The 1,381-nt window shown below is 71.2% G+C and carries 1 protein-coding gene; it reads left to right on the forward strand.

Annotation, left to right across the window (positions count from 1 at the left end; all coding sequences use genetic code 11):
* Window positions 1-95: 95 nt before the first annotated feature.
* A complete protein-coding gene (locus BN903_RS13300; RefSeq protein ID WP_048078197.1) occupies window positions 96-1,244 on the forward strand; it encodes a site-2 protease family protein in 1,149 nt (382 codons plus the stop codon).
* Window positions 1,245-1,381: the final 137 nt, after the last annotated feature.

Raw genomic sequence — 1,381 nt, forward strand, 5'->3', positions numbered from 1 at the left:
CGCCCGACCCGCGAGCGACCGCTCCGGTCGTCCGGTCCCGGTCTCCGTGCCCGCCGACGCGGGGTTTATACTCGCCGACCGGTTACGACGTGCCGATGCCAGATCACGAGGACGCGGCGACGCCCGACGACGGCGCGCCGCGTCCGGAGCCGCTCCGAACGTTCTTCCGGATCGACAAGGTACGCCGCGAGGACGGTCGCGTGCGATACCACGGCGAGTCGTACGTCCCGGAGCGGACGCTGTTGCGGAAGCTGACCCCGTACTTCCGGGAGGCGGGCTACGAGGTCGACGTCGAGGCCGTCGAGGGGGGCCACGTCGTCGTCGCGACGCCGTTCGACCGCGGTCGCGAGGGGATCCCGTGGGTGAACGTCGCCATGTTCGCGGCGACCGTGCTGTCGACGCTTTTCGTCGGCGCGTACGGCTGGTACTACGTCCCGCTCGCGGAGATCCAGTCGAACCCGCTGACGCTGCTTCAGGCGTGGCCGTTCACCGCCGCCGTCCTCGGCGTCCTGATGACCCACGAACTCGGCCACTACGCCGCCGGACGCTACCACGGCGTCCCCGTCTCCCTCCCGTACGTCATCCCGTTCGTCTTCCCGTTCGGGACGCTCGGCGCGGTCATCCGCATCCGCGGCCGCATGCCCTCGCGGAAGGTCCTCTTCGACATCGGCGCGGCCGGGCCGATCGCGGGGCTGGTCGCGACGGTGATAGTGACCGCGATCGGCCTCTCGCTCGACCCGATCCGGGTGCCGGCGGAGCTCGCGAGCTCGTCGGGGGCGATGATCCGGTTCAACAACCCGCCGCTGTTGGGACTCATCGCCGACGCGCTCGGCCAGCCGACGAGCTACGGCGACCCGCGGCTCACCGCCCACCCGGTGGTGATCGGCGGCTGGGTGGGGATGTTCTTCACCCTCCTGAACCTCCTGCCGGTCGGCCAGCTCGACGGCGGCCACATGGTTCGGGCGATGGTCGGCCCCCGACAGGAGACGGTCGCGGCGCTCGTCCCCGGCGTCCTGTTCGGAATCGCCGCGTACCTCCACTTCTGGCGGGGGCTCGGCCTGAACGAGTCCGTCGGCCTGTGGGCGTTCTGGGGGGTGTTCGCGGCGGTGATCGCCTTCAACGGGCCGGCGGATCCGACCGACGAGGGCGGGCTGGGGCTGCCGCGGCTCGCGGTCGGCGTCGCCACGTTCGCCGTCGGCGCGCTCTGTTTCCTCTTGGTGCCGATCCAAGTCATCGGAGCGTGAGGCCGCGATGACCCGGAACTCACCCACCGAGGCGCGACGATGACCGGATTCTCCTCGCGAGCGCGTGCGCGAGTCGAACGGCTCGGCTTCCGAACGCTGTACCGGGTCGCCGACCTGACGTACGACGCTCGGCGTCG

The sequence above is a fragment of the Halorubrum sp. AJ67 genome (assembly GCF_000513435.1).

Excerpts from the sequence above, each read along its gene's own strand:
- BN903_RS13300 (WP_048078197.1), top strand. The coding sequence starts at position 96 with ATGCCAGATCACGAGGACGCGGCGACGCCCGACGACGGCGCGCCGCGT.